Source organism: Paenibacillus sp. GXUN7292, assembly GCF_050864975.1.
Lineage (GTDB): Bacteria > Bacillota > Bacilli > Paenibacillales > Paenibacillaceae > Pristimantibacillus.
The window spans coordinates 59,358-79,220 of sequence record NZ_JBOZWO010000005.1; the positions used below are offsets into that span (position 1 = coordinate 59,358).

A 19,863-nucleotide genomic window follows, 5' to 3' on the forward strand; every position below is an offset into this window, starting at 1 on the left:
TTTTTATTTCTGATCATTTATAATCTACCCCTGGTGAGTATTTATTGCCGGCATTCCACAGCAAATATTCTGTTACTCCCGAGTCATGCAGCGCTTTAATCTGCGCTTCTACTTCCGCTTTTCCATACTTGATATAATTGCCGCTGCCTAGCCAGCTTGCCGTAAAATCTTGAATCCAGGGCCTTATAATCGGCTTAAGCTCGTTGGAGTCGGCCAGTTTTTTTTGAGTATCCTTGATAGCGCCGGTAATCGTCTCATAGGGGCTGCGATCCGGTGTCTTCAGATTGAACCAGCCGGTGCTGTAGTGGCTTGGGTAAATCATAGGCGAAATAACATGCACATCATTCGATATTTGCACAAAATCTTGACCGATGCCTTCTGCGGCCGGAACAGAAGCCGCATAGCCGAATATATCGATGGATACGCGTACCCCCAGCGGCTCGAGCTGCTCTCGCGCATATTTGACAAAGCCGGTTACGACCTCAACGCGGCTGCTGTTAGTTTTTTCGTAATTCAGCGTTTCTTCTTTCTTGTCAAAGCCTTCCGGAAACCTCACATAATCAAATTGAATTTCTTTGAAGCCGAGCTTGGCTGCTTCCTTGGCGACTGCAATATTATAGTCCCACACTTCCTTCTTGTAAGGATTGACGAACGATTCGCCGCGTCCGTTTTTCCATACTGTCCCGTCCTTTTGCAGGAAGGAGAGCTGAGGGTGCTTTACGGCAAGCACAGTATCCTTGAATACGACAATTCTTGCAATCGGGTAAATATTGTTTCTATTCAGCTCAGCCATCAGCTGCTGAATATCGCCGATAAAACTTTTGGAGCTGCCATATTCAAGCAGCTCGGGAGTTGTCGTCGCATACGTAATATAACCGTTGTCATCTTTAATATCGATTACCATGCTATTTAGATCCGTTTCATTAACCAGCTGAAGCAAGGACGGCATTCTTGCGCCGCCAGCGCTATGAGATGTGACATATATGCCTTTTATGGCAGGCGCATCCGGCTGGGGGTCTTTTTTTACGGTACTTTCCTGCTTGTTCTTGGAGACAAGCGCGTGCAGATCAGGACCGGCGATCTGCTGGCCGGAAGCTGCATTTATGTACGTGGCGGCCAGCATTTTGAACACATTGTCGCCTTCGTTTTGATTAGACCCCGTACCCAAAAAAAGCATGAGTAAAGTCAATATAATGTCCAATTTATTCTCTCCCTCAACAACCTCTTACGTAAAATTATATAGTATGTGCGTGCCACGGTCATTACTTTTTTAATTATTAGCCGTTTATAAGCACTTTCGTTTACTATGCTCCTGGCATTTTGCTTATCGTTTTTTGTTCTGAAAAACAGCAGTATTACTGGAAAAATTGAAAAGCCAGCCGGATGATCCGACTGGCTCTGGTTAAGAAAATATAATAATAAGCTTAGTACTTAACTTAATGCAACAGCGTGTCGCGCTGCTGGTTGCAGATGCTGAATTGTACAATTTCCATAGCATCGGCAGGCTCTAAAAATGCGAGACCATCCCGCAATACAATGCTCATATTCATCTCAGTCGAAGTAAGAAATGGACCAAGTTCCGGAGCAAGTCTTTCTACAATTTGCGACAATTTTACTGTTTCCATATCCACTCAGCATCACCCTTTCTTCAAATGAATCGTTCACTTGCAAGTAAAGAGGGTAAATTCCAAGGCATGAAACATAAGCGCCAATTACTAGTTATTATAGCAGTATTGTAAATAAAAATACAGCTGGAACAGCAAAAATGGGTGCAGCAAAACAAGCCTATTGCTTATCTTTTCTGAAATCCCCAACGACTCCAACCGTTTCTACAATATTGATAAACGCTTTTGGGTCAATTGAAGTGACAGTTTGAAATAGCTGTCTTAATTCGTATTTCGTTCTGACTGTCATAAGCATATCCCGCTCGGTCGAGGAATAAGCTCCTTTTGTTTTGATAATCGTAATACCGCGCGGATGGGACAGCAGCTGCTCAATGATGGCATCAGATTTGGTCGTAATAATAAAAGCGGTCATTTTAATATGCCGTACATACAAAAGATCAATAACTTTGCCCGAACAGTATATGGAGAGCAAGGAATACAGCGCGAGGCTCCAATCTTTTTCAAAAATAATCAGTGCTGTAATAATACAGCTGTTAAGGGTGAAAATAATCATGCCTACAGGCCAATCCCTTTTCAATGTAACGATGTAGGCGATAATGTCAAAGCCGCCTGTAGATCCGCCAGATCTCAAAGCAAGTCCGCTGCCGGCACCGGCTATTATGCCGCCAAACACTGCAGCCAGCAAAGTATCATCGACGAGGGGGTGTTTAGGTATTAGATATAGAAACAAAGTTGCGGTCAAGACCGAATAGATGCTCCAAAATATAAATGATCGGCCAATTGCGAACCAGCCCCAAACAAGCACGGGAAAATTGAGTAAAAAATACATCCAGCTTACTGAAGCGCCCGAAAGGTAACTAATCATTAGAGCGATGCCGGACATGCCGCCACTAATCAATTTGTGAGGAACTAGAAATAGGTTAAAGCCAATTGCAATAAGCACAGAACTAAATGTCATCATCAACAGACTTAGTATAAATTGCCTCTTGTTAATTGCAGCCAGCCTCTTTCTGAAAATAGATTGTCACAATGATGCAGGTAAAGTTAGTATGGCTTATTGTCCTTGGCTAGTATTCATGATTATATATGTGCTATAATGATTTAGATATTCTTAAGTAGGCTGTAGATAGAAGGAGTTTGAGAAAAGTTTGAAAACATTTGCTGAATTTAACTTGGAGCCGAAGGTGCTTCAAGCGATTACGGAGCTTGGATTTGAGGAGTCTACTCCTATCCAGGACAAAGCTATTCCTTTTGCGATGGAAGGTAAAGACTTAATTGGACAAGCGCAAACAGGTACAGGGAAGACAGCGGCATTCGGAATTCCGCTTATTAACAAAATTCCGACAAGCGAGGATCGCATTGTCGCATTAGTAATGACGCCGACCCGTGAGCTCGCTATTCAAGTAGCGGATGAGATCGGGAAGTTGACTCGATACAAAGGACTGCGTTCTTTGCCTATATATGGCGGTCAAGAGATTGGCCGACAAATTCGCGCCTTGAAAAAAAGACCGCAAATCATTATCGGTACGCCAGGACGTCTTCTGGATCACATCAACCGCAAAACGATCCGTCTTGAGGATGTACAAACCGTCGTGCTGGATGAGGCGGATGAAATGCTGGATATGGGCTTTATGGAGGATATTCAGTCGATCCTGAAGCTTGTTCCTGAAGAGCGCCAAACGATGCTGTTCTCGGCAACGATGCCGCAAAACATTCAAAAACTTGCACAGCAGTTTTTGAAAAACCCAGAGCATGTTTCAGTAATTCCAAAGCAAGTAACAGCTCCATCGATTGAGCAGGCGTATATTGAAGTGCACGAGCGCCAGAAGTTCGAAGCCTTGAGCCGTTTGCTTGATATGGAATCGCCTGAGCTTGCGATTATTTTCGGTAGAACCAAACGCCGTGTAGACGAGCTAAGCGAAGCGCTGCAAAAGCGCGGCTACTCCGCTGATGGCTTGCATGGCGACTTGTCGCAAAACCAACGCGACAATGTAATGCGCAAATTCCGCGATGGAAGCATTGACGTGCTTGTTGCAACGGACGTTGCAGCGCGCGGTCTTGACGTATCCGGCGTTACTCACGTTATTAACTTTGACCTGCCGCAGGATCCGGAAAGCTACGTACACCGCATCGGTCGTACAGGCCGTGCCGGCAAGGAAGGTAAAGCGTGGTCTTTCGTTACTCCGCGCGAAATCGACCATCTGCACTTTATCGAACGCATTACGCGTCAGCGCATGACTCGCAAGCCGTTGCCTAGCTTGGCTGAGGCGATTGAGGGCAAGCAGCGTATTGCTGCTGAGCGATTGCTTGAAGTTGTAACAAACGAAGAATTTACGGAGTATAAGGCAATTTCGATTCAGCTGCTTGAGCAGTATGATTCCGTTCATTTGCTGGCAGCCGCAATTAAGCTGCTTACTGGAGAGAAGAAGGATGTCACTATCGAATTGACGCCTGAGGAGCCGCTTCGCGCCAAAAAGCGCAGACCGGATATTCGTTCCAACGGCCGTCCGTTCAACCGCAGCAGCTCTTCTTTCGGCGGCGGCAATCGCAGCAGCGGATACCGCGGACGCGATGATAAACGCAGCGGCTCGTCCTCGTACCGCGGCGGCAGCAGCTATGAAAGCCGGGATCGCGATCGTGACCGCGGCGGCTACAGCTACAAGCGCAGCAATGAAGGCCGCAGAGATGATGGCCGCAGCGGCGAGCGCCGTTCGAGTAAGCCAAATTCTTCGTCAACTGACACGATCTAAACAAATACCGGGGAAGTCCATGAAGCCTTGCGGCTATCCGATCTTCCCCGGTTTTTTCTTAAATTATAAGAATTTGTCAGTCTTTTGAATAAACTTCTTCTTATAATTCAACGGTTAACACGCCTTGCAAAGCATTTACCATAATATTGTCTTTGTAATAATTAACAATAAAATAAACAGGACAAGAATGGCTCCAGTAGAGTCAATCCGATTATTTTCACAAGGTTGAGGGATACTTTTTTTACTCATAAGCAACCTCCTTAAAAACATCATTTAATGTTGTGCGCGATGCTACATTATATGCCGCATAGGCGAATTAGCATAGACAACCGCCTATACATATAATTTTGGGCGGGATAGAAGCTGATGTGCACATTATGAAAATATACAATTGTGGAGGCAGATGTGATGGAACCTAGAGGACTGATGGGCGGCTTTTATCGAATCTCGGAATGGATAATGAGGTTTTCAGCGATTAACTTGCTTTGGCTAATTTGTTCATTGCCATTTGTAGCCGTATCTTTGCTGCTGCTTGCTCCTGTTGATTTGCCAGAGGATCAAGTTGTTAACAATATGAAGGCCATCTTTATGCTGATGGCAGTTATTGCGCCGTTTACATTATTTCCAGCTACCGCTGCAATGTTTACCGTAGCCCGCAAATGGGTAATGGGTGAGAGTGACGTTGCTTTATTCAAGACGTTTTTCCGAGGCTACAAAGAAAACTACAAACAGAGCATGCTTGGCGGAATCATTTATGTCCTGCTTATTGCAGTAATGATTGTCGATTTCATATTTTTCAGAGAGAAAATCAGCCTACTGTCTTACGTATTTATTGCTTTTCTAGTGTTACTCGTTATATCGCTGTTTAACTTCTTTTCTATGCTTTCACACTATCATATGAAAACGCTACAGTTAGTTAAAAATGCCGTGCTAATTACGATTGGCAAACCGCTTCGCTCTCTTTCGACAGCAGTTATGTGCGGCTTCGTCATGTATATCAGCTTCTTTCATTTCCAATTTTTAATCCCGTTTTTTATGGGAAGCATCGTTGCTTATCTTGCTTTCTGGAACTTTAATATTATTTATGTTAAGCTTCAGGAGCAAGCTGAGAGAATGAAGAAGCAAGAGGAAGAGGAAGCAGAGCTGGCTGCCGAAATGGACCGCGAGGATTTAGTCAAGGATGATTACAAGGAACAGGAAACCAATAAGTAACATGTAATATATCGTTTACTTTTGATTTTGTTCGGTCTATAATAACAATACACAAAGATTAACGAACCTGTTATCTTTGGGGAACAGCTTGTTTTAGCTGTTATACTACTATAATAATTCCTGCGATGTGCGTTGCGATTCTTCGCTGTTTTGAACCAATGGCTGTTTCACGGGAGTTCAATATCGAATTAAGGCTGACATGCCCTCGAAAAGGGACTTCAAAATTAATTCTGCGGACACCCACCTGCGAGAGCGGGTTCAGAAACAAGTGAGTCGGACGGCATAGGCGGGGTTTATAAAACAAATTAAGGGCATTTGCATGGTTAATCCTGCTAATGCTCTTTTTTCATAGATGAAAACATGGTATCATATTAAGTAATGTATACAGATGCTAGAGGGGGAGATCGTTGTTGTTAAAGCGGACTTTGATCGGACTGCTGCGCAGTCATGAACAAACCGGCGATAGAGCCAAAGATCCACTGCTTAAATCGCATTTCTACAAGCTTTCGAAGGATAAGGCTTGGGAGGAAGTGATTTCAGTTATTAAAAAAATGCAAGGCTACAAGCTTTTGCATGAGGTGGAATCTGTCGGGGAGATTGTGCTGGAGAAAAGAACGGCTCTAGGAAGAACGATGGACATAACCATTTCTGTTATTAGCGTTAACCCGCTTACTTCTGCCGTTGATATTTATTCTGCATCACGCGGCTCTCTAGGGGATCTTGGATCGAATTATAGAGTGATTTTGGATATTTACCGCACGCTGGACAAGAAGCTGGCTGCTCATAAAGTGAATAGTTAATAATAAACAAAGCGAGTAAGGGAATCCTTATCTCGCTTTGTTTGCGGTCTATTGATTTATAGGTGATTCAACTATAAAATAGCTTTAACTGCAGCGATTGCTTTGTCATAGTTAGGATGCTCAGTCATTTCTGGCAAGTATTCTACATACTGAATAACATCGCTGGCATCAATGACGAAGATAGAGCGCATGGCCAGTCCAAATTCTTTAATATAAACGCCGTAGTCCTCACTGAAGCTGTGATTTTTATAATCGGACAGCATGACAACCTTGTCTGCTCCTGCAGCGCCGCACCAGCGGGCTTGAGCGAATGGCGTATCAACGCTAACCGTAAGCACAACAACGTTGTCGCCCAGCTCTGAAGCCGCTTCGTTGAATCGGCGGGTTTGCATGTCGCATACGCCAGTATCGATGGAAGGCACAACGCTAACGAGCTTAACTTTGCCGTCAAAAGTGTTTAGTGTTGCTGTTTCAATTAAGGATGAATGGAGAATAAAGTCAGGCGCTTTGTCTCCCGCTTTTAATTCCGGACCTACTAATGTGATTGGATTGCCTTTGAACGTGGCAACGCCAGTACGATCTTGAGCCATGTGCAAATCCTCCTTGGATACTTTAGTTATATACGTCAATAATTATAATCGGAATACTATGCAGTTGTCCAATATTTAGGGAACCGAAGGAGTGATGCAGATGATATTTTTGAGGTATGAGAGCTTTCGCTCCTATTTGCGGCTATATCCAGGCACCTCGATTTTTATTTTGCTTAACCTTATTTATTTTGCGGTTGTTGGTTTAACGGGCAGTACAAAGGATGGTTACCACCTGCTCGAATATGGAGCGCTTATTTCTCACCCGGTCTATATGCCGTACGGGATGGAAGAGCCATGGCGTTTTATAACAGCGATGTTCATGCATGCAGGGGTGGACCATTTGCTGTTCAACATGTTCGCGCTTATTATATTTGCTCCGCCGCTTGAAGGTCTGATCAAAACACCGCGCTATGCTTTGCTTTACTTATTAAGCGGGCTTGGAGGCGGCTTGCTAAGCGTGTCCGTCAATACATGGTTTGGTTCGGAAACTCATTTAGCTGTAGGGGCCTCTGGAGCAATATATGGCATATACGGTGCTTATTTGTTTATTGCGCTGTTTCGCAAGTCAATTATTGATACCAGCTCCATTAAGACGATTTATATGATTTTAGGCTTTGGGGTTATTTCTTCGATTGTCGTAAGCAAAATAGATCTGTGGGGTCATTTAGGGGGTGCATTGACAGGCTTTCTACTTTACGCATTAATCGATAAATTGAGGATGTCGAAGATACGCAGCACATAATCATATTTTAAAATATGCTTGTAACAGGAGAGATTTAATCCAGAATGGAACTTCGTCAGCTTCATTATTTTGTGAAGGTAGCTCAGAAAGAGCATGTTACGCAAGCTGCAGAGGAGCTTCATGTAGCGCAATCTGCTGTGAGCAGGCAAATTCATCAGCTTGAAGAGGAGCTTGGCGTTAAGCTGTTTGTTCAAAAGGGCCGCAACGTTCAGCTAACGCCTGTAGGCCATCTGTTTCTAAAGCGGGCCGAGGTTATTCTTGCCGACCTGGAAAAGGCTGTTGTGGAAATACATGAATTTCTTGATCCTGAGCGAGGAGAGATACGGCTCGGTTTTCCGCATAGCTTGGGCATCTCTTTAATTCCTCAGGTAGTAGCAGCATTTCGCAAGCTGTATCCGAATGTACGATTCCGATTTCGCCAGGGGATGTATCCTTCTTTAATAAGGGATTTAGTGCAGGGGGATATTGATCTGGCCTTTATATCTCCTTTCCCGAAGGAGCATGAGCAGGTAAGTGGAGAGGTTGTGCTCTCGGAGCAGCTATTTGCGATATTGCCGCCTAATCATCCGCTCGCTGCTGAGGAGTCCATTGCCCTGAGCCAGCTGTCGGAAGAAACCTTCGTGCTTTTCAGCGAAGGGTATTCCTTGCGCCCAATTGTGATGGACGCCTGCAAGCAAGCGGGCTTTACCCCTAAGATAGGCTTTGAAGGCGAAGAGACAGATACGATAAGAGGGCTTGTAGCAGCCGGAATGGGGGTCAGTCTGCTGCCGGAGATGGCTTTGCATTACACCGGCCCATTGCAGGCCGTAAAGGTCCCATTAAGCCATCCAGAGGTGTCTAGAACGATTGGACTCATTCATCGCACGAATGAGAAGCTGCCGCTGGTCGCTAATTTATTCCATAAATTTTTATTGGCTTATTTCAAGGAAAGAGTTAATCGTTAGTGGAGAGATCAATAATAAGAAGGGTGTCGCAGCAGCCATTCTGGCAGAAGCGACACCCTTCTTGCGGTTACAATTATTCGCGATTGTTTGTAAATATCATAATGAACTTCAAAAGCTGAAGCAAGGAAATCAAGGCGGCTGCGACATAGGTTAGAGCAGCTGCATTAAGCACCTTTGCTACACCATTCTCTTCATTATTCGTAATAAAACCTTCTGAAACCATAATTTCACGGGCTCGATTGCTGGCATTAAACTCAACAGGCAATGTAATCAGCTGGAACGCTACGGCAACTGAGAAAAAGACAATGCCAAGACCGATTAAAGTCGAATATTGAAAAATAAATCCAGCAATGAGTAGAAATGGCGCAACGCCCGAGGCAAAATTAACTGCTGGGAAAATTTTGTGACGCAGCACTAGCATCGGATAGGATACCGAATGCTGAATGGCGTGACCAACCTCGTGGCAGGCTACCGAAATAGCGGAAATCGATTTTTCATAGTAAACCGGCTCTGACAAGCGGACAACCTTGTGAATCGGGTCATAATGGTCTGTCAAGCTGCCAGGCGTTGCTTCGATCGGAATGTCATGCAAACCGTTATTATCCAGCATTCTGCGTGCAGCCTGATAGCCTGTCAGTCCGCTGCTTGCTTCTACCTCAGCCCATTTGGAAAACGTGCCTTTTACTCGGAATTGCGCCCAAATGGAAACGCCAAATGCTGCAAAAATTAAAATATCCATCGGATGAAAAAACATAAAGACTCCTCCAGTGCAAATCAGTGTGTAATGTACTGTGATTGCTGCATTTGATTGATATGAGGAAATTACATTAGAGAGCTCTTGTTCATCAATATCATAAGCGCTTCAATACAAGCGGCGGTTTGCGGCATCAGACGAGTGTATAAGCGTCTGGCTTGTCTAGGCTTTAGCTGCTGGATGACCGGTTCAAGCTCCTTAACCTCGCGCTCTAGCTTGGTCAATTGAAGTTGAATGTCGGCAAGGCGCTGCGATACGGTTTCTTCCTCTGTAATCAAATGCCAATTGCTTAGCACAGCTTTAATTTCTTCTAATGATAATTTGTTTTTTTTCAATTGTTCTATACGTTCCAATTTAATTAAGGTTTCATTTGTATAAAGACGATAATTTCCTTCGGATCTTTTAACAGGTTCAATCAGCCCAATTGAAGTATAATAATCGATTGTGCGCGGACTAATTTGAGCAAGACTGGCAAGTTCACCGATCCGATAATAAATTGCTTCCCCCATTAATATTCACCTGCTTTCCGCACTTGCATTTTCTCTATAATACTAATGATAATGGGAATAAAGCTTGTCGTCAAACTTGTCGCAAAGAATTCTAATGATGAACTATATTATGAAATTGAAATGATCGGCAAATACTGATTAAAGCAGCAAATCGTGACGGTTTCATGTACGATCTGATTATAATATTGAGCATAACCATAGGGCATGATACGATGGATAGAGCAGATAAGAATAAAAAGGATGGGACTACATGAGGAAAGTTGTATTATTATTTGCAGTTGCATTTTTATTAGCAGGCTTTGCTTTTTACCAATATAACAGTAAAGATGGCGAGGAAGTTTCACTTGCCGCAGCCAATAGCGAATTTAAACCGAAGGCTGGAGCAGAAATGGTCAATTTTGCACTGCCAGGACTTGATGAATCGAATGTAGATACAGAATCAGAAAAAGGTAAAATGATCTTTTTAAACTTTTGGGCATCGTGGTGCGGACCTTGTGAGCTCGAGGCGCCTGATTTGCAGGCGCTGCATGAAAAGTACAGTGATGTCATGACAATGTATGGTGTAAACTCCACTAAAAATGATAAAGAGCGTGCAGCCAGACAATTTGTAGATAATTATAAATTTACGTTTCCGATTTTGTTTGATCGAAAAGGCGACATTACAAAGCTGTACAAAGTCAATACATTCCCTACTAACTTTTTGATCGATGGCAATGGCGTTATTCGCGAGCGGATCAACGGCGTTATTACGATGGAGGAATGGGAAAAGCTGATTAAAAAGTGGATGTAGCGATGGAACGATTTAATATACACATTCTAGCCGCATATTCCCTTACTGTTGAAAAAGTAAATTTCTAATAAAGATGAAAAGCACTATTTCAACGAAAACAAACAATTTTCTATTGTACGAAATTTATCAGCACTATGCGTATCGCTGAATTACCTGGAAAACACAATTGTATATGAAATTTCATACAGAATCGGTCGGCGCCCCCTCAAAACGTCTAATTGTATATGAAATTTCATACACATTACGCTGAAATGCCTCGAAAAACACAATTGTATATGAAAAATCATACAGAATCGGTCGGCGCCCCCTCAAAACGTCTAATTGTATATGAAATTTCATACACATTACGCTGAAATGCCTCAAAAAACACAATTGTATATGAAAAATCATACAGAATCGGTCGGCACCCCCTCAAAACGTCTAATTGTATATGAAATTTCATACACATTACGCTGAAGTGTCCCGAAAAACACAATTGTATATGAAAAATCATATAGAACTGGTCGGCGTCCCCTCAAAACTACTTTTAGCGGCACATTTCATGATATAAAAGGAGTTTTTCAACAAAAAGCCTGCAGAGCGTCAAATCGCTCCTGCAGGCTTTTTTCTGTTATGCTGCCTCACCAATAAAGGATCGGCAAGCGCCCCCGTCTTTAATGATTGACCAAACCAAGACGATCCGTTGATTCCTGGATAACGCCCTCAACCTTCTCCATATTGATCAGCGCATAGCGGATGCTGTCAACAAGCGCCTCCCAGCTTGCCTCGATAACGTTGCCGGATACGCCGACTGTGCTCCATGTATTGTTAAGCCCAGTTGATTCAACAAGCACTCTGACTTTAGCCGCTGTAGCATCCTTTTCATCGATAACTCTAACCTTGTAATCGGACAGATGGATTTTTTCAATATTTGGATAAAATTGAACCAAAGCTTTGCGAAGCGCATTGTCCAGTGCATTGACCGGCCCGTTTCCTTCAGCTGCAGTATATACCTGCTGGCCGTCAACATTAATTTTGACGATTGCTTCCGAAATCATTTTGCCATTTGTGCGTTCGACATGCATTTTGAAGGATTCGACGGAGAATAGCTCTTTTGCTTCTCCGAAGGCTTCTCTCAGCAGCAGCTCGAGCGAAGCGTCCGCGCCTTCAAATTGATAGCCTTGATGCTCCAGCTCTTTGATTTGATCGATGATCTGCTTTGTTTTTTCATTATTCGTATTGACGTCTAATCCAAGCTCGATCGCCTTGGATATAATATTGCTTTGGCCTGCAAGCTCGGAAACGAGAATGCGCTGTTTGTTTCCGACTAGCTCAGGCGCGATATGCTCGTATGTTTTTGCATCCTTTAATATCGCGGATACATGGATGCCGCCTTTATGTGCAAAAGCTGCATTGCCGACATAAGCTTGGCCAACCGGCATATGGACATTTGCAATTTCACTAATATATCTTGCTGTGCCTGTAAGGGTAGCAAGCTTTTCTGGCGGCAAGCACTCGTAGTTCATTTTGAGCTGCAGGTTAGGGATGATTGAGCACAGATTAGCGTTGCCGCAGCGCTCGCCATAGCCGTTGATCGTACCTTGCACCTGGCGTGCGCCAGCTTGAATAGCTGCCAACGTATTGGCTACGGCCAGCTCGCAGTCATTATGCGTATGGATGCCGATCGGCGCAGAGAGCTGCTCGCGAACGCGCGATACGATTTCGTGAATCTCACCTGGCAGCGTGCCGCCATTTGTATCGCATAGCACGAGCCAGTTCGCTCCGGCGTCCTGTGCTTTTTTGAGTGCGGCGATCGCATATTCCGGATTGTTTTTATATCCGTCGAAGAAATGCTCCGCATCGTACATGGCTTCTAGCTCGTTGCGTTTTAAAAACGCGATTGAATCGTAAATCATTGCCAAATTTTCTTCGAGTGTAGTTTGCAGTGCTGTATGCACATGAAAATCCCACGCTTTTCCAACCAAGGTGGAAGCTCTAACGCCGGACTCCACAATGCGCTGCAAATTGGCGTCTTGCTCAGCAATGCTGTTCTTTCGGCGCGTGCTGCCGAAAGCGGTAACTTTAGAAGTAAGGTTCAGCTCCTTGACGCGCTGAAAAAATTCGATATCTTTACTGTTGCTGCCAGGATTTCCGCCTTCAATATAATGAACCCCAAGCGCATCAAGCTTTTGGGCAATTTTTAGCTTGTCATCGGCTGAGAGGCTTATGCCCTCACCTTGCGTGCCATCCCGTAATGTTGTGTCAAATATAAAGATTTGGTCATTCATTAATTTAAAGGCCTCCTTCACTTAACTCACCCACAAATCATAATTTAATATTATAACACTTTATCCCTGTAAAGTAGAGTGAAAATAAGGATTATTAGCAAATAAAAAAATAATTTCAGCTATATTGCTATCGTTATTAGACTTCTTTTAGAGACTGCGTTATGATAAAAGCAGAATAGATGTTTGCATTTTATGCTGGAGGTCGAAGCTGCCATGAGCGGCCAAAACTTTACAAATATAGAACAAATGTATCCGAGCAAGGGCAGAGTCATCATTCATTTGGATATGAATGCTTTTTATTGCTCCGTTCATGCCGCCGAGCAGCCTGAGCTGTATGAAGGCAAGCCGACAGCGGTGTCTGGCAGCGCCGAGCAGCGCAAAGGCATTATTGTCACCTGCTCTTATGAGGCTAGAGCGCTTGGCATTAAAACAGGAATGAATGTGCGGCAGGCTCTGCGAATATGCCCGGAGCTTATACTTATTAAACCTGATTTTACACTATACAAAAAATACTCTCAGGGCTTTATGGCGATTGCCAGGCAGTATACGCCGCAGATTGAACGGGTTTCGATCGACGAATGCTATATGGATATAACCGGCTCCAAGCTGTTCGGCTCGCCGATTGATATCGCAGCAGCGCTTCAGCAAAGGATCCAGTCGGAATGGTCATTGCCCTGTTCGATTGGCCTTGCGCCCAACAAGCTGCTGGCCAAGATGGCATCGGATATGAAGAAGCCGAATGGCATTACGATACTGCGGTTAAGGGATGTGTCGCAGCTGCTATGGGACCGGCCTTGCCGGGTTTTATTCGGCATTGGCTCCAAAACTGCGCAAAAGCTTGAAAAACTCAACATTTGGACAATCGGGCAACTGGCTGCCGCTGATGAGACGATGCTGACCAAGCAATTTGGAGTGGCTGGAGCCTGGATGAAGTCGGCAGCGCACGGTATTGATCATTCACCTGTACATGCAGCAGCGGAGCCGAATAAATCAATCGGACATACGACAACTTTACCGAAGGATGTGACGGAAAGAGCAGAAGTATGTCGAATATTTTTGAATCTTTCCGATCAGACAGGCAGACGGCTGCGGCGCCAGCAGCTCATTGCCTCTACTATTCAAATTACGATTCGCAGGCCTGATATGACGACGATTACGAGATCGTATACGCTGCCGGTACCGACCCAAGAGGCCGATATTATTTACAAGGAAGCGTGCGCGCTGTTTGACAAGCATTGGAAGCTTGGCGATCCGATCCGATTGCTTGGCGTTACCTTGCAAAATCTAAGCAAAGCGGGGGAAACGGCTGTGCAGCTTGATTTGTTCAATTATGAAGAGCAGCCGCGCAAGCAAGCATTGACAAAGGCGATGGATAAGCTGCGTGACAAATTTGGCGAGGATGCTGTTCTGACAGCAGGAATGCTGAGCAATGATCCTTCGGCATTAATTAGAAATAAGCGAATACGAGGAACTTCCTTGCAAAAGGATGATGATTTGTTATATATTGATGAATGAAGCTTTCATCAAATGTGATTTCTGGAGGAATTGCTCTTTCGGAAGAGCCGTTCATTCCGTTACATTGAAATAGCGAATTTTGTCATATTTATAGGAGGGGAAGCACCATGGCTAAGTACACTTGGGTAGAGAAGGATACTTGTATTGCTTGCGGAGCATGCGGAGCTACAGCGCCTGACATTTACGATTACGACGATGAAGGGATTGCTGAAGTTATATATAAAAATGATTGCAATCGTGGCGTTACTGAGATTCCAGAAGATATGCACGAGGATATGTTTGATGCATTAGATGGCTGTCCAACTGATTCGATCAAAATTGCAGACGAGCCATTCGATATGGAAGGCTAATTCAGCTTTCCTGCAAGGCTTTTATATACATGAACAAAGATTTGTAAAGGCGCTATGTGCCGGTACAAATCTTTTTTTTATATAAAATCAATAACAGATGTAAATGTAACGAAAAAGAACCGATATATACAGTATCAGACCTTTAAAAGGAGGAAGATGATGGACAATTTGGCGGATACTCTTTATTTGAAGCAATTTGTAAAGGAGAATCCTGATAATCAAATGGGCTGGTATTTGCTAGGCAAGCACTACTTGCAGGCCGGCAAGGAAGGCAAAGCAAATTACTGCTTTATCCAGGCGGGAGAAGTATATGATGCCTTTGAGCAGGAAAGCCATCCTATAGCAGAATATCAATTACAGCAGCTGAAGCTGTGGGATAAAAAGCAAAAACGCAAAAAGAAAATAAAAAAAGCTGTTCTGCTGGCTGTTCCACTGTTGTTGGCAGGGCTATACATGACGTATTACTATAATTCTGCCAAGCCCGCAGCTCCAGTGCCTGAGACGGTTAAAGCGGAAAGCAGTATGCCCTATGAGATAGGTGTATTATTTCTGCCTGTTTCCGATTTAAAGCCTGCAGGAAGTGCTGTGCATAAAATTTTAACGGCAGGTCAGGAAGCGCCTAAGCTTACGATCGCAGCTCAGCTGGAACAGCAGGGAAACTGGTATAATTGGGGCGGAAGCAAAAAGTTTTTATTATCTGCGATGCAGGGAGAAGGGCCGCAGCTAGATATTAAAATGTATGATCGGGAATTATGCCGCTGCGAGCCGGCCAGCTCGTCTGAGCTTAAAAGCAAATATGATCAGTGGAGCAAGCAGCAGGAGCATCATTGGACATTAGCCAGCGGAATTATGCAATATGAAAGGCTCTATAAAAAATGGCCGCAAAGCTTGGACGATCTCATTATGCCTTATCCGAACAATATCCTCTCCGGTGAAAGCAGTGTGCTCAAAGATAAATTCAATTACGTATTATCAAGGATAAAACAAACGAAGCGTGATAATACAAACAGCAGCGCAGCATTAACGGACAAAAACAAAAGCAATGACGGCGCACAAATCGTCGGAACGAATGGATTGTTTCAGGAAGGCTGGGACAAGCCGCTTGAAATAATAATCGATGTCAGCAATCATCAACTGGCAGTCGTGCATAACAATATGATTATTCGCAGCTTCCCGGTTGGACTGGGGGGAGAAAGGACGCCGAAAGGCAGCTTTTATATTAGCGAGAAAGTAAAATCGCCAAATGGCAGCGACAATGGAATATTCGGCAGCAGAGGCATGGCATTGTCCAATACTTTGTATGCGATCCATGGCACAAATAAGGCGGACAGCATCGGACAGGATGAATCGCAGGGATGTATCAGAATGAGCAATAAGGATGTGGAGGAGCTGTATGATATGGTGCCGCTTGGAACGGCTGTACATATGAAGTACGATGCGCTGCCTCGCCTTGCTAAAGCGCCAGCAGGAGAAAGATTCAAGCTGGAGCCGCTGCAAGACGAGACAAACCCGAACAAAATTTATCGTTGGCTGCAATAAGTATGCAGTCTATTAACTGAAAATTAGCAGCAGAGCAATAATAATTATAACAAGGGCGGTAATAGAACCGATCCATACGATAGCTTTTTTATTTACTTCTTCTACTTTTGGCTTGCTTTTAAGAGGCGCCGGCTTGCGTTTTGCTGCACTCATCGTCGATCAACCTTTCCTATTTATAATAAAAGTTCATATAAGAGCATTGTAATCGTTTTCTGACCGCCTAGCAACTGAATAGTGCCAGTTTTGCTCAGATATCCGTATCTGAGCATTATTTGTTTCTTGTTTTTGCAACAGTTCACAAATTTGCTATGACCGTATTTTTAAAAAAATATGGTAGAATAACCTTGTACGAAACTCTTTTCTTTTTTACATAAAAAAGTTAAACTGTTCGTTGGACTATATAATGAGATCGGAGTGAACAGCTTGCTTTACAGTTCTATATTAAAGCCTATATTTTTCAAAATGGATGCTGAGAAGGCTCATCACCTTGTCATAGATGGGCTTGCTTTTGGCGGCAAGATTCCTGGCATGAATGGATTGCTTAACATGATGTACGGGGTTAAGCATGCACCGGAGCTGGAGACGGAATTGTTCGGCCTGACGTTTCCGCATCCGATAGGACTTGCGGCTGGACTTGATAAGAACGGAAAATGTGCGGACGGGTTTTCTAGCATTGGCTTTGGATTTGCTGAGGTAGGCACGATTACGCCTGAAGGGCAGCCAGGCAACGAGCAGCCTCGTTTATTTCGTTTGCCAGCGGATGAAGCTTTAATTAATCGTATGGGCTTCAACAATGAAGGCACTGCAGCGATGGCCCGCTATCTTAAGCAAAGAAAAATATATCGTATCCCGATCGCCGTAAATATTGGGAAAAATAAAGTGACGCCCAATGAAAAGGCTCATGAGGATTATGAGGCCTGCATAAGGGCTTTATATGCTCATGGTGATTTTTTCGTTGTCAATATAAGCTCACCCAATACACAAGGGCTTCGCGATTTGCAGCATGGTGAGGAGCTGCGCAAATTGCTGCAGGCTGTAACTGCAGAAATGAACAGTCAAAGCAACCGGCTGGGCAGCCAGACCAAGCCAGTACTCGTAAAAATTGCGCCTGACATGACGGATGAAGAGCTGGCGGATACAGTAGACACGATTATGAATAGCGGTATATCGGGAATAATTGCTACTAATACAACGTTGTCCCGCGCTGGTTTGCAGCATGCTAATGCTTCTGAAGCGGGAGGCTTGAGCGGCAAGCCATTATGCGAGCGTTCCACTGAGGTTATCCGGGCAGTATATAAGCAAACTGGCGGACAAATACCTATTATTGGCTCGGGAGGCATTTTTTCTGCACAGGATGCATACGATAAAATTCGTGCAGGTGCTTCGTTGGTAGAAATATATACAGCGCTTATTTATAAAGGACCCGGAGTGCTGCGAGAATTAACTAATGGCTTGATTGATTGCTTACACAAGGATGGCTACCGTAATATAGCTGAAGCAGTAGGCGCAGATCATCGCTAGAAACAGGAGGCGGCCGGATGGACGGTAGAGACTGGAGTCTTTTTTTACAGCCATACGAGCAAGCGGTAGAAGAATTAAAAGTAAAATTTAAAACGATGAGGGCAGAGCTGAAGCTGCATGAATCGTATGCTCCAATAGAATTTGTAACGGGCAGAGTAAAAAGAATATCGAGTATTTTGGAGAAGGCAAAGCGTCTGCAAGTTCCTTCGGACGAGCTGGATACAGGGATAGAGGATATAGCCGGCATTCGCATAATGTGCCAGTTCGTTGATGATATTCATCGCGTTGCAGCATTTATCCGCAACCGTAAAGATTTGCAGCTCGTTTATGAGAAGGATTATATAACCAACTACAAGGAAAGCGGATATCGAAGCTATCATATGATTGTCCGCTATCCTGTACAAACGGCGCTGGGCTATATTGAGGTGCTGGCTGAAATCCAAATTCGAACATTAGCAATGAATTTTTGGGCGACAATCGAACATTCATTGAACTATAAGTATAAAGAGAGAATTCCAGAAGATGTGCGCTTGAGGCTGAAAAAAGCAGCTGAAGCTGCCTTTGTACTTGATACAGAGATGGCAAGCATTCGTCATGAAATTTTAGATGCCCAGACAGATTTTGAAGAGCAGTCTAATGTAGTCACAAGAGTGCTGAGCGGAATTCAGGATTTGTATTTTTATCATCGGGTCAGAGAGGCAGCCCAGTATCAAATCCAATTCAACGAGCTGTTCGAGGTGTCTGATTATGTCGGCTTATCTCAGCTGTCAGCAGCTATTCAAGAGTCGATTTCCAGGGCCAAGCGCATGTAGACGGCTAAAATGAAAAAAGATCGAGTTCGTCTTGGGGCGAACTCGATCTTTTGCTATTGCTGTTTATTATTGGTTGCCTTTATACGCATCGTCAATTGCCTGACGAATGTCATCAGTAGACTTGCCTTCTTTTTGCATGGCGATAACCATTTCCATCTCTTTTTTGCATACTCCGCAGGTCGTGCTATGATCAGTCCATACCACTTCACCTTCGCTGTCAGGCTTCTCCGCCCAATAGCAGCGCAGCAAGGAATCATGCGGCTCGTCAAACTCCGTGCCCAGCATGCAGCCGCAATAGCAATTCAGCTCTCCCATAATGTGCGCATGATGAGGCACTTCAGAATACAAATGATTGGTCAAATCTGTATGCTCGGTTAGAAAATGCGGCAGTGTATCCGTTGAAGCTGTAGTTTCCCACGTTTCTGTGCCGACCAAATGCTCATGCTTGTTCGACGGCTTTTCGATCAAGGAACAAGCTGTCAGCAGCGTGATACAAGTAAATGCAAGGGCTAGTCCATACATGAAGGATCGTTTGATCATATTAACTGTTTCCTGCGTGCTTTGTAAAGAATTCTCGGTATTGATCCAGCGTATAGCCTTCGCTGGCACCCTCTACCTTAATGCCGCCTTCCATGCGGTCTACTTCAACACCATCCTTGAAATAAGCGAGTGTTGGCGTGTAATTTACATTAAGCGATCTTTGATAGGAGTTGAACTCCAGCAAATTAAGCTGCGGCAAATCGATATTAAGCTCTTTAGCCAAAGGCATCAGCTCAGGTGTTGTTTGCTTACAGTAGTGGCAAGTAGAAGAAAATAAATACACAAAGAAATCTTCTTTATTTTCGACCTTTTCATCAAATTGTGCAGGTAATATGATATTCTGATAGTTAGGGTCATTGAGCTGCTTGCGGGTAGCCGGGTTTAATTGTGATGACGGGATACCATAAATATTATCCTTTGATTCGATGGAATTCAATGCGAATATTCCCCCGAACAGAACAAGAATAATACCCAGGTACACATAAAACATTTTAAACTTGGTTTTCTTTTTCATTAGGAACAGCAACCTCCACTTTCGATATAATTGACATGCGCCGCATGCATTTGCTTCATTATTATACAACAAACAACTATAAAATTGTA

At 43.9% G+C, this 19,863-nt stretch carries 21 protein-coding genes and 1 other RNA gene; 12 read left to right on the forward strand and 10 right to left on the reverse strand.

Annotation, left to right across the window (positions count from 1 at the left end; genetic code table 11):
- Positions 1 to 13 precede the first annotated feature (13 nt).
- From ACRRU2_RS06600 to ACRRU2_RS06610, 3 genes are all read right to left on the reverse strand, one after another.
- Positions 14 to 1,201: a putative glycoside hydrolase gene (locus ACRRU2_RS06600; protein WP_432500501.1), complete on the reverse strand. Its 1,188-nt coding sequence runs from the start codon at positions 1,199 to 1,201 to the stop codon at positions 14 to 16.
- A 235-nt stretch (positions 1,202 to 1,436) separates the two neighbouring features.
- Positions 1,437 to 1,625: a hypothetical protein gene (locus tag ACRRU2_RS06605; RefSeq protein WP_331702377.1), complete on the reverse strand. Its 189-nt coding sequence runs from the start codon at positions 1,623 to 1,625 to the stop codon at positions 1,437 to 1,439.
- Positions 1,626 to 1,785: 160 nt separating this feature from the next.
- Complete coding sequence (locus ACRRU2_RS06610) at positions 1,786 to 2,586, reverse strand: YitT family protein (RefSeq protein WP_331702376.1); 801 nt, start codon at positions 2,584 to 2,586, stop codon at positions 1,786 to 1,788.
- Between the two features lie 187 nt (positions 2,587 to 2,773).
- On the opposite strand from ACRRU2_RS06610, the gene ACRRU2_RS06615 reads away from it, so the two are divergent.
- The 4 genes from ACRRU2_RS06615 to ACRRU2_RS06630 all read left to right on the forward strand — a co-directional run bounded on the left by ACRRU2_RS06615 (position 2,774) and on the right by ACRRU2_RS06630 (position 6,387).
- Positions 2,774 to 4,375, forward strand: coding sequence for a DEAD/DEAH box helicase (locus ACRRU2_RS06615; protein WP_331702374.1), 1,602 nt, complete (start codon positions 2,774 to 2,776; stop codon positions 4,373 to 4,375).
- Between the two features lie 408 nt (positions 4,376 to 4,783).
- A complete protein-coding gene (locus ACRRU2_RS06620; protein WP_331702373.1) occupies positions 4,784 to 5,587 on the forward strand; it encodes a YesL family protein in 804 nt (267 codons plus the stop codon).
- 114 nt (positions 5,588 to 5,701) lie between these two features.
- Positions 5,702 to 5,884: non-coding RNA, 6S RNA (gene ssrS / locus ACRRU2_RS06625), on the forward strand.
- A gap of 113 nt (positions 5,885 to 5,997) precedes the next feature.
- Positions 5,998 to 6,387, forward strand: a complete 390-nt coding sequence (locus ACRRU2_RS06630) for a DUF1499 domain-containing protein (protein WP_331702372.1) — start codon at positions 5,998 to 6,000, stop codon at positions 6,385 to 6,387.
- Between the two features lie 71 nt (positions 6,388 to 6,458).
- Here the strand turns inward: ACRRU2_RS06630 and tpx are convergent, their stop codons facing one another.
- Positions 6,459 to 6,977 carry a thiol peroxidase gene (gene tpx / locus ACRRU2_RS06635; RefSeq protein WP_331702371.1) on the reverse strand — a complete coding sequence of 173 codons (519 nt, stop codon included), beginning with the start codon at positions 6,975 to 6,977 and terminating at the stop codon, positions 6,459 to 6,461.
- Positions 6,978 to 7,077: 100 nt separating this feature from the next.
- On the opposite strand from tpx, the gene ACRRU2_RS06640 reads away from it, so the two are divergent.
- Positions 7,078 to 7,719 carry a rhomboid family intramembrane serine protease gene (locus ACRRU2_RS06640; RefSeq protein WP_432500502.1) on the forward strand — a complete coding sequence of 214 codons (642 nt, stop codon included), beginning with the start codon at positions 7,078 to 7,080 and terminating at the stop codon, positions 7,717 to 7,719.
- Positions 7,720 to 7,763: 44 nt separating this feature from the next.
- On the forward strand, positions 7,764 to 8,663 hold the full coding sequence (locus tag ACRRU2_RS06645; protein WP_331702369.1) for a LysR family transcriptional regulator: 900 nt from the start codon (positions 7,764 to 7,766) through the stop codon (positions 8,661 to 8,663).
- Between the two features lie 73 nt (positions 8,664 to 8,736).
- Here ACRRU2_RS06645 and ACRRU2_RS06650 read toward each other — a convergent pair whose 3' ends face one another.
- Complete coding sequence (locus tag ACRRU2_RS06650) at positions 8,737 to 9,417, reverse strand: zinc metallopeptidase (protein ID WP_331702368.1); 681 nt, start codon at positions 9,415 to 9,417, stop codon at positions 8,737 to 8,739.
- A gap of 68 nt (positions 9,418 to 9,485) precedes the next feature.
- Positions 9,486 to 9,926: a MerR family transcriptional regulator gene (locus ACRRU2_RS06655; RefSeq protein ID WP_331702367.1), complete on the reverse strand. Its 441-nt coding sequence runs from the start codon at positions 9,924 to 9,926 to the stop codon at positions 9,486 to 9,488.
- 250 nt (positions 9,927 to 10,176) lie between these two features.
- Here ACRRU2_RS06655 and ACRRU2_RS06660 point away from each other — a divergent pair, with 250 nt between their 5' ends.
- A complete protein-coding gene (locus ACRRU2_RS06660; RefSeq protein ID WP_331702366.1) occupies positions 10,177 to 10,716 on the forward strand; it encodes a TlpA family protein disulfide reductase in 540 nt (179 codons plus the stop codon).
- A gap of 653 nt (positions 10,717 to 11,369) precedes the next feature.
- Here the strand turns inward: ACRRU2_RS06660 and cimA are convergent.
- A complete protein-coding gene (gene cimA / locus ACRRU2_RS06665) occupies positions 11,370 to 12,983 on the reverse strand; it encodes a citramalate synthase (protein ID WP_331701098.1) in 1,614 nt (537 codons plus the stop codon).
- A gap of 213 nt (positions 12,984 to 13,196) precedes the next feature.
- Here cimA and ACRRU2_RS06670 point away from each other — a divergent pair, with 213 nt between their 5' ends.
- From ACRRU2_RS06670 to ACRRU2_RS06680, 3 genes are all read left to right on the forward strand, one after another.
- Positions 13,197 to 14,498, forward strand: a complete 1,302-nt coding sequence (locus ACRRU2_RS06670) for a DNA polymerase IV (RefSeq protein ID WP_432500503.1) — start codon at positions 13,197 to 13,199, stop codon at positions 14,496 to 14,498.
- Positions 14,499 to 14,605: 107 nt separating this feature from the next.
- Positions 14,606 to 14,848, forward strand: coding sequence for a ferredoxin (locus ACRRU2_RS06675; protein ID WP_331701095.1), 243 nt, complete (start codon positions 14,606 to 14,608; stop codon positions 14,846 to 14,848).
- 156 nt (positions 14,849 to 15,004) lie between these two features.
- Positions 15,005 to 16,387 carry a L,D-transpeptidase family protein gene (locus ACRRU2_RS06680; RefSeq protein ID WP_331701094.1) on the forward strand — a complete coding sequence of 461 codons (1,383 nt, stop codon included), beginning with the start codon at positions 15,005 to 15,007 and terminating at the stop codon, positions 16,385 to 16,387.
- Between the two features lie 12 nt (positions 16,388 to 16,399).
- Here the strand turns inward: ACRRU2_RS06680 and ACRRU2_RS06685 are convergent, their stop codons facing one another.
- Entirely contained in the window at positions 16,400 to 16,540 is a 141-nt protein-coding gene (locus ACRRU2_RS06685) for a hypothetical protein (RefSeq protein ID WP_331701093.1), read from the reverse strand.
- Positions 16,541 to 16,810: 270 nt separating this feature from the next.
- Between ACRRU2_RS06685 and ACRRU2_RS06690 the strand changes: the two genes are divergently transcribed.
- The gene (locus ACRRU2_RS06690; RefSeq protein WP_331701107.1) at positions 16,811 to 17,908 is read left to right on the forward strand and encodes a quinone-dependent dihydroorotate dehydrogenase; all 1,098 of its coding nucleotides are present in this window, start codon (positions 16,811 to 16,813) and stop codon (positions 17,906 to 17,908) included.
- A 17-nt stretch (positions 17,909 to 17,925) separates the two neighbouring features.
- Positions 17,926 to 18,720, forward strand: coding sequence for a GTP pyrophosphokinase (locus ACRRU2_RS06695; protein ID WP_331701092.1), 795 nt, complete (start codon positions 17,926 to 17,928; stop codon positions 18,718 to 18,720).
- 66 nt (positions 18,721 to 18,786) lie between these two features.
- Here ACRRU2_RS06695 and ACRRU2_RS06700 read toward each other — a convergent pair whose 3' ends face one another.
- Positions 18,787 to 19,260: a PCYCGC motif-containing (lipo)protein gene (locus ACRRU2_RS06700; RefSeq protein WP_331701091.1), complete on the reverse strand. Its 474-nt coding sequence runs from the start codon at positions 19,258 to 19,260 to the stop codon at positions 18,787 to 18,789.
- Between the two features lies 1 nt (position 19,261).
- The gene (locus tag ACRRU2_RS06705; protein ID WP_331701090.1) at positions 19,262 to 19,774 is read right to left on the reverse strand and encodes a thioredoxin family protein; all 513 of its coding nucleotides are present in this window, start codon (positions 19,772 to 19,774) and stop codon (positions 19,262 to 19,264) included.
- Positions 19,775 to 19,863: the final 89 nt, after the last annotated feature.

Excerpts from the sequence above, each read along its gene's own strand:
- ACRRU2_RS06605 (WP_331702377.1), bottom strand. The coding sequence starts at position 1,625 with ATGGAAACAGTAAAATTGTCGCAAATTGTAGAAAGACTTGCTCCGGAA.
- ACRRU2_RS06610 (WP_331702376.1), bottom strand. The coding sequence starts at position 2,586 with ATGATGACATTTAGTTCTGTGCTTATTGCAATTGGCTTTAACCTATTT.
- ACRRU2_RS06620 (WP_331702373.1), top strand. The coding sequence starts at position 4,784 with ATGGAACCTAGAGGACTGATGGGCGGCTTTTATCGAATCTCGGAATGG.
- tpx (WP_331702371.1), bottom strand. The coding sequence starts at position 6,977 with ATGGCTCAAGATCGTACTGGCGTTGCCACGTTCAAAGGCAATCCAATC.
- ACRRU2_RS06640 (WP_432500502.1), top strand. The coding sequence starts at position 7,078 with ATGATATTTTTGAGGTATGAGAGCTTTCGCTCCTATTTGCGGCTATAT.
- ACRRU2_RS06645 (WP_331702369.1), top strand. The coding sequence starts at position 7,764 with ATGGAACTTCGTCAGCTTCATTATTTTGTGAAGGTAGCTCAGAAAGAG.
- ACRRU2_RS06650 (WP_331702368.1), bottom strand. The coding sequence starts at position 9,417 with ATGTTTTTTCATCCGATGGATATTTTAATTTTTGCAGCATTTGGCGTT.
- ACRRU2_RS06655 (WP_331702367.1), bottom strand. The coding sequence starts at position 9,926 with ATGGGGGAAGCAATTTATTATCGGATCGGTGAACTTGCCAGTCTTGCT.
- ACRRU2_RS06660 (WP_331702366.1), top strand. The coding sequence starts at position 10,177 with ATGAGGAAAGTTGTATTATTATTTGCAGTTGCATTTTTATTAGCAGGC.
- cimA (WP_331701098.1), bottom strand. The coding sequence starts at position 12,983 with ATGAATGACCAAATCTTTATATTTGACACAACATTACGGGATGGCACG.
- ACRRU2_RS06670 (WP_432500503.1), top strand. The coding sequence starts at position 13,197 with ATGAGCGGCCAAAACTTTACAAATATAGAACAAATGTATCCGAGCAAG.
- ACRRU2_RS06675 (WP_331701095.1), top strand. The coding sequence starts at position 14,606 with ATGGCTAAGTACACTTGGGTAGAGAAGGATACTTGTATTGCTTGCGGA.
- ACRRU2_RS06680 (WP_331701094.1), top strand. The coding sequence starts at position 15,005 with ATGATGGACAATTTGGCGGATACTCTTTATTTGAAGCAATTTGTAAAG.
- ACRRU2_RS06685 (WP_331701093.1), bottom strand. The coding sequence starts at position 16,540 with ATGAGTGCAGCAAAACGCAAGCCGGCGCCTCTTAAAAGCAAGCCAAAA.
- ACRRU2_RS06695 (WP_331701092.1), top strand. The coding sequence starts at position 17,926 with ATGGACGGTAGAGACTGGAGTCTTTTTTTACAGCCATACGAGCAAGCG.
- ACRRU2_RS06700 (WP_331701091.1), bottom strand. The coding sequence starts at position 19,260 with ATGATCAAACGATCCTTCATGTATGGACTAGCCCTTGCATTTACTTGT.
- ACRRU2_RS06705 (WP_331701090.1), bottom strand. The coding sequence starts at position 19,774 with ATGAAAAAGAAAACCAAGTTTAAAATGTTTTATGTGTACCTGGGTATT.